This window comes from Sphingobium cyanobacteriorum, from assembly GCF_030580935.1.
GTDB lineage: Bacteria > Pseudomonadota > Alphaproteobacteria > Sphingomonadales > Sphingomonadaceae > Sphingobium > Sphingobium cyanobacteriorum.
The window spans coordinates 22,057-28,883 of the sequence record NZ_JAUQOM010000020.1; the positions used below are offsets into that span (position 1 = coordinate 22,057).

Annotated in this window: 6 protein-coding genes; 5 read left to right on the plus strand and 1 reads right to left on the minus strand. The window is 60.9% G+C overall.

Going from position 1 to position 6,827, the window contains the following annotated elements; all coding sequences use genetic code 11:
- Positions 1–3: 3 nt before the first annotated feature.
- Positions 4–1,191 (minus strand): HEPN-associated N-terminal domain-containing protein, encoded by a 1,188-nt coding sequence (locus Q4610_RS19785; protein WP_304537590.1) that lies wholly within the window; start codon positions 1,189–1,191, stop codon positions 4–6.
- A gap of 136 nt (positions 1,192–1,327) precedes the next feature.
- Between Q4610_RS19785 and Q4610_RS19790 the strand changes: the two genes are divergently transcribed.
- The 5 genes from Q4610_RS19790 to Q4610_RS19810 all read left to right on the plus strand — a co-directional run bounded on the left by Q4610_RS19790 (position 1,328) and on the right by Q4610_RS19810 (position 6,785).
- Entirely contained in the window at positions 1,328–2,530 is a 1,203-nt protein-coding gene (locus Q4610_RS19790; protein WP_304537591.1) for an ABC-three component system protein, read from the plus strand.
- Positions 2,517–3,011, plus strand: a complete 495-nt coding sequence (locus Q4610_RS19795) for a three component ABC system middle component (protein WP_304537592.1) — start codon at positions 2,517–2,519, stop codon at positions 3,009–3,011. Before Q4610_RS19790 ends, Q4610_RS19795 begins: the two co-directional genes overlap by 14 nt.
- Positions 3,008–4,936: a DUF3732 domain-containing protein gene (locus tag Q4610_RS19800; protein WP_304537593.1), complete on the plus strand. Its 1,929-nt coding sequence runs from the start codon at positions 3,008–3,010 to the stop codon at positions 4,934–4,936. The genes Q4610_RS19795 and Q4610_RS19800 overlap by 4 nt, the downstream gene beginning before the upstream one ends.
- A 347-nt stretch (positions 4,937–5,283) precedes the next feature.
- Positions 5,284–6,072: a hypothetical protein gene (locus tag Q4610_RS19805; RefSeq protein ID WP_304537594.1), complete on the plus strand. Its 789-nt coding sequence runs from the start codon at positions 5,284–5,286 to the stop codon at positions 6,070–6,072.
- On the plus strand, positions 6,069–6,785 hold the full coding sequence (locus Q4610_RS19810; protein ID WP_304537595.1) for a PGN_0703 family putative restriction endonuclease: 717 nt from the start codon (positions 6,069–6,071) through the stop codon (positions 6,783–6,785). Before Q4610_RS19805 ends, Q4610_RS19810 begins: the two co-directional genes overlap by 4 nt.
- Positions 6,786–6,827 lie beyond the last annotated feature (42 nt).

Consider the following 6,827-nt stretch of genomic DNA (forward strand, 5'->3'; position numbering starts at 1 on the left):
CGCCTAAAGGTAGGAGATAGACGCTAGACGCAGCAGCGATCCCTCGTCCTCCGGGGCGTCGACGTCGATGCATTGCTCGTTTTCGCAAAAGAGAACGAACGCATTGGCCCCTTCATGCTTGGCGCTCCGGTAGATGATGCCATCGAGACTACGACCCTCCGCCGATCGGAAAAGCCGGCGGAAATACTCGGTGACAATCTGCGTCGGGACATATTCGATGTGCTCGCGGCCATCTCGCGCTATCGGTTGCGATATGTCGGCGGCGAAGGCGTGAAGGAACCGTAGAGAATGGATTAGCGGCTGCCGATCAAGATCAAAGACGCTCGGCACTGGTGGCAACTCGGCCAAATCGAGCAATGTGAGGTCACGCAGGGATCGGAAGGTTCCTACCGACAGTGCCTTCCCAGCATGCATGGCCGGATCGAAGGTTTCAGCATGCGCCGTGTCCAAGTCGAATGCACCGTAAAACATCGGAATACCAGCGGGGCTCATCCGGTTCGACTGACGGGCATGTTCAGGCTTGGGTGTGCCTATCGCCGATGCTGTCGTCTGCGGCTGATCGTCGACGCGAATTCGGATCAGGTCAGTTTGCCCGCCTATAGTTTTGATCAGCCCCTCATCGGCGAGTTTAGTCCTGATCATGTCGGAAACAGTTGCCAGCACTTCGGCCGGCGTCAGTTCGTCATAACTATCGCCCGACGCCTGAAGAAAAAAATAGCGTGATTGGTTCTTGGTGAATGTTTTGAAACTGTCCCAGCCCCAACTGAGCCGCTGACTGTCGGTACCGCGATAAAATTCGCGTTCGACCCAGGCTTCGCACTCGATCATGTCGTCGAGCGCCGCGATCATATCGTCATTCTCAGAAAATCCGGCATCGTAGAGAACATCGGCAGTCGTCGAGAGTGGCGCCTGCCAACCGCCCTCGCGCGTGATATACATGATCCCTTCTTGGGTCGGCTCATTCCAATCGAAGCCGAGCCCGCCGAGGACGACGCCGGTAAAATCCTCGAAGGGAGCGGCAATCGGCTGATCGGACACGGCCTCGCAAAAGCTGCAGGCTTTCGACTGAGTATGCCCGGCGATCCACTCGGCCAGAAAAGGATCCGTGACGCAGGCGGTGCACACGTAGTCGTCGGACTCGCCGTAACCGCGCTCGTCCATCTCCATCATCCAGGCTTTGACGATGCCCATTACGTCTCCCCGCTGTGCGTCTGACAGCTAGATAGGACTGCGTCGGACCGAAGTCATCGCCAAGTTGAGCTTCGAACTCAGGATGGTTACTTGCCTTTGATAGCCCAATCTCAGTAGCTATGTGCCGGGGGGTCTTGTGGCAGATCATTCAGCAGCCGATTCGGCGAGTGGTTATCTTTTTCAGTGCCGGTACGCGCTCCTTGCGGCCTTGAAGCGCCAGGACGTGACGCCGGGGCTCGAGATCTCGATCGAGTGTTTCGACGACATCGCCTTTTCCAACAGCGGCTCGCCGAAAGAGCTTCTGCAGTCGAAGCACAGCCTCAAACCTAAGCCTATGAGCGACCGGGCGGTCCAGTTCTGGAATACGATAGGTATCTGGACCAAGCGGGTGAGGAATTATCCGGCCGAGCTTGGGAAGATCAAGCTCACGTTTGTGACGACTTCGACGCTTGGCGCGGATACGGCGGTCTCGCTACTTCGGCCGGAACCGAAGGGCCGGGACGTTGCGAAAGCAACTGAGAAGCTCGCGATTTCAGCCGCGGAATCGAAGAGCAAGAAGGTCGCCTGGGCGACTAAGCTGTTCCTCGAACAGACACCCGAAATGCGCGAGCAGATTATCGGGATGGTCGAAATGCTCGACGCCTCGCCGACGATCGTCGACGTGAAAGATGAGCTGGCAGCGGCGCTGAAGCGTGCCTGTCGGCCGGAACATATGTCTGCATTTCGCGAACGGCTCGAGGGCTGGTGGTTCACGATCGTGATCGACGCCCTGGCGACCCCAAGTGGAAAGCTGATCCCGGTATCGCTGATCGACTCCAAGATCGATGATCTGCGCGACGAGTTCGGATCAGATCGGCTGCCGATCGACTACGACATGGCAGATCCGTCGGGCGAAACAGTCGAGCTTTTGGAGCAGCGTCCTTTCGTCGAGCAGCTCAAGCTCATCGGCCTTGGCCCGACTGGCCAGAAGATCGCGATCGTCGACTATTTCCGGGCGCGCGAGCAGCGCTCGCGCTGGACGCGGGACGGTCTACTCCGGCAGAACGAACTCACCGATTATGGGCGCCAACTGACCGAGCACTGGCAGCGGCGCAGAGGTGTCGCCGAGGGCCGCCTTCGCGAGAACATGTCGGAGCCCGAGCTGGCCGATATCGGCATGGACATATTCTCGACGACCACCGGCAATGCCATTCCGATCCGCGAGGTGATCGAGGCGTACGTCTCGCAAGGATCATATCACATGCTATCGGACGATCATATTATTGGGTGGCACCCGCATTATGTCGAGCGCCTGAAACCGGCTGCGCCGGAGGATAATGATGAGCATGGCATGGAATGATCGGTCCGTCGAGGACCAGACCCTCTTCAATCCGGTCTTCTGCGCTCTGCTCCTGCGCGCCGCGAGCCGGGGTTATCAGGAGGGTGATACGAGCCGGGCGCTTCCGCTCGCCCATGCCTTTCTCGTCCTGCCGATCATCCTCAATGCGCGGATGCGCCGCGCGCTGCCGACGCTGAAGACGCGCATGACCACCTGGGTGACGAAGCATCCGGAGTTCAGCGCAGAGTTCGCCGCTCGCTGCCGGGAACTGGTCGATACTACGCGCGAAGCGATCCAGCTTGGTTGTGCGCAGGACTGGCTGGCCATTGCCGGGGACGGCCTCAGGCCGGGGGCGCACCGCTTCAAATCCGACCCGCCGCGGCTCGATACCGACACGATGGACGTCAAGGATTGCTACGAAGCGGCCCGCTTCGTTGGGCGATGGATTCCCAAGGATGATCGTCAGTCCACCATCCTATCCATGCTTGGAGTTGCCCCGTGAGCCTCAGAATTCTGGAAATCGGCGTCTATGGGCACAATGGCGAGGTAAACTCGGTCAAGCTCAACGCTTCGGGCTTGAGCATCGTTACCGGGGCCTCGAAGACCGGCAAATCGTCACTGATCGACATTATCGAATATTGCTTCGGCCGGGAGCAGTGCCACGTTTCGGACGGTGTGATTCGCCAGCATGTGGCGTGGTACGGCATCCTGCTCGACCGGGGTGATAGCCGCATCTTTCTCGCGCGGCGCAACCCCAAGCCGCCGAAGACACGCGATCCGGACGTTTATTACGCCGTCGGCGCGGACCTGGTGATGCCCGAGCGCGCCGACTGGAATCCCAATATCGGCGTCTCGGACATCGAAGCAATCCTCACATCGTCGGTCGGCATCTCTGAGAATGTGACGACAGTCCCCGAGGGCCAAACACGCAACCCGATCGCGGCGAACATCCGCCATGCCCTCTTGTTCTGCATCCAGGACCAGGACGAGATCGATAGTCGCAAGATCCTGTTCCACCGCCAGAGCGAACCGTTCCTGCCACAGACGATCAAGGATGTGCTGCCCTATTTTCTCGGCGCGATCGACGAAGATCTGTTGCGATGCAAAGTGCAGCTCGATCTCGAGCGCAAGGAGCTGAGGAAGTTGCTGAAGTTGGCCGGAGAGCGCGAGCAGCTTGCCGGGCTGTCTGCGGCACGCACCGAAGACATGTTCCGCGAGGCGCAGTCGGTCGATTTGCTTCCTCCCGGCCAGCCTCCTGCACAGGACCTCGCGCTCGGCGTCCTTCGCGCTATCAATCCGGTTGTTCAGGAGGTGCGGGTGCCGCCGGATTCGACGGAGCCGATCGCTGTCCTTCGTCGCGAGCGTACCGGGCTGCGGCGCGAGCTCGCCGCACTGAAGGAGCGCCTGCGCCAGATCCGGCAGGTCGAGGATGTTGCCGGTGGCTTCGCACAGGAAGCCGGAGAGCAAAGGGCGAGGCTGGCAAGCCTTGGCCTGGTCACGAAGGGCGATGTCGAGGCCTGCGCCCTGTGTGGATCGACCGACGTCCATGTTCCTTCGGCGGCGGAGATGCACAGGACTCTGAGCGGGATCGAAGAGCAGCTGAACCAGGTCCGTCGCGAAGTGCCGCGCCTGCAAGAAGCGCAAGCGGATCTGGTCGAGCAGCAGAATGGGATCGAGGACGCGCTCAAGCGCAACCAGGAACAGATTGAATCGCTCGCCAAACAGGACGACGCTTTCAAATCCGAGCGCGACAGCCAGCTGAGGCTGGCCCGGACGATGGGGCGCATCGCCTATTTCCTGGAGACGCTGCCGCCACCGCCTGCGGCCGCCGCATCGACGGAAGAGCTCGACGCTGCCCGCAAGCGGGTCGAGACGCTGGAGGAGCTGGTCGACTCCGAGAGCACCGAACAGCGACTGACCTCGACCCTCAATTTGATCGGCGACTATATGACGCGCGATTCAGAGAAACTGGACCTCGAGCATAGCGGCAGCCGCCTTAGGCTCGACATCAAGCAGCTCGCCGTTGTGGCGGACACGCTCGATGGGCCGGTGCCGTTGTTCCGCATGGGAAGCGGCGAAAACTGGGTGGGCTATCATGTGCTCGCCCATCTCGCGCTCCATCGCTGGTTTCGGCAGAAGGATCGCCCAGTTCCCGGGTTCATCTTCTTCGACCAGCCCTCGCAGGCCCATTATCCAGCCGAAAAGGATCGCGACGGCGATGTCTCCGAATTGCCAGACGCCGACCGTGAGGCCGTGTTCAAGCTTTTCAAGCTGATGTTCGACGTGGCGGTCGAATTGGCGCCGAGCCTCCAAGTGATCGTGACCGATCACGCGGATCTCCGGGACAGCTGGTTCGCCGATGCCGTCGTCGCGCGGTGGCGTGGACAAGGGCTCGTCCCGCAGCACTGGATCGACGCGCGTGGTTAAGGCGGGGCGGAGAACGGCTTGGCAGCGCCGCTCTCCTGCTGCAACCGATATTGCTCGACGGTGAGCCGCTTCGTCTCCAGGCCGCCGAAGCCGGAAGGGCGGACCATCCGCGGCCCGTGCGCGTCTTTCTGAGACGCCGGTTAGGCAACCGCCTGACGTCGGCTCTTCCAACAGCTGCCGTTCCACGTGTCGTTTGGAAACGGCAGACGGGTCCCACGAGGTTTGCTTCACGGCGTGCTCGAAGTTGAAAGCGAATGGATCATGAAGGCTGCTCCAGAAGGGCGATAGGTATCAGCAATTCAGTCGATTGGTTTTGCAGCTGGGTACCTTCGCTGTAGGAAGGGCCGATGGCCTCCCCCAGAAATTCCGACCAGCCCAAGTCGCTACTGGATGGTGTCGAAGCTTCGGTTTCGGGAGCACTGTCCATCACCAGCTTGCGTCACCGATCAGCGGTGCTGAAGTTGCTTCCGTTCGATGGACGCCTGTTGGCAGCAGAAATCTTCGAGACCATCCGACAGAACTATCTGGCGAGCAACGCCACGGCCAACAAGGATCGGTCGAAGCAGAACTGGCGTTGGCACAGCCTCCAGCCGCAGATCGCCCCCCATAATCGAAGTCCCGAGGTTATCATCGAACGCGCCATCGCTGCCGCCTGTGTAGCTCTGAATCGAACGGACTGGGCAAATCAGATTCCCGTGGCCTCCGGGTTGGTCGAGGGTGCAGGAGATGGACGCCGCGCGATCGACCTTGCGCGGCGTCACGGTGAAAAACATTTCGAACTGATCGAACTCAAGATTGCGAGCGACAATCCGCTGTACGCTGCCGTCGAGCTCGTAGGCTACGCCTGCCTGTGGCTCCTTGCCCGAAGCGATCGCCCGGGGCGCTCCAGCGCGTTGCTAGATGCAGAGCGGATCGACCTGACCGTGCTGGCCCCCGAGGCCTACTATGGGCGGTTTCCCGTAGCAGAGATCGAAGGCTCATTCGACGAAGGTGTGCGTGCGCTGGGAGGCGCGATGGGCGTGGCCATGTCTTTTTGCTTTCGGAGACTTGATGGCAGCATCGATGCGGGCAATCTGCCGACGCAGCAAGAGCTGCTGGACCTGCTCGAACACTCGCTCCCGGCGTGTCTGACGTGACCAAACTCGCGCTCCTCGAGGGCGTCTCCGAAGCCTACGTCAGAGATCGAATGGCGCAGGCTGGCGGTGACGAGATCGCCAGCGGGAAGTTTGCCCATCCTGAAAGTTCGGCGGCGCTCGCGGCGAATGCGTTTGGCTGGTTCGTCGAGCGTCCTTCGGTTCTTCCCGGCGTGCCGGGGATGGAGGTGGCCGGCCCGGTCAATCGCGTGGAGATCGAGTACTGCGCGCGCTTTCCTTGGTCGCAGGGAACGCACCCCTGGCTAGACGCCGCGGCTTTTACCGACACCTATCTGATCGGCATCGAGTCCAAGCGCTTCGAGCCGTTCCGCGATGCCAAGACCGTGCGCTTTTCGGCCGCTTATGACCGACCAGTCTGGGGCAAAAACATGGAGCGATACTCGGCATTGCGCGATGCGCTTCGCGATGGAACCGCGTCGTATCTTCATCTTGATGCCGCGCAGCTCGTCAAGCACGCCTATGGGCTCGTGACCGATGCTCGGCGCCACAAACTGCGGCCGCATCTCTTCTACATTTTCGCCGAACCAATGGAGCGTGCGGGTCGTCACATTTCGGCAGATGACCGTGCCCGGCATCGCGCCGAGGTGACAGATTTTCGCGAACGCGTCGCCGGTGTGTCAACGGCGGAGCAAAAGTCGGCCATTCGGCGGCGTAAAACCAGGCCATCGTGTTACATGCCGGGGGGAGTGGCGTGAGGGCGTAGCCCGAGGGCCACTCCCCCCGGCATTGGTGTAATT

Excerpts from the sequence above, each read along its gene's own strand:
- Q4610_RS19785 (WP_304537590.1), bottom strand. The coding sequence starts at position 1,191 with ATGGGCATCGTCAAAGCCTGGATGATGGAGATGGACGAGCGCGGTTAC.
- Q4610_RS19795 (WP_304537592.1), top strand. The coding sequence starts at position 2,517 with ATGGCATGGAATGATCGGTCCGTCGAGGACCAGACCCTCTTCAATCCG.
- Q4610_RS19805 (WP_304537594.1), top strand. The coding sequence starts at position 5,284 with ATGGCCTCCCCCAGAAATTCCGACCAGCCCAAGTCGCTACTGGATGGT.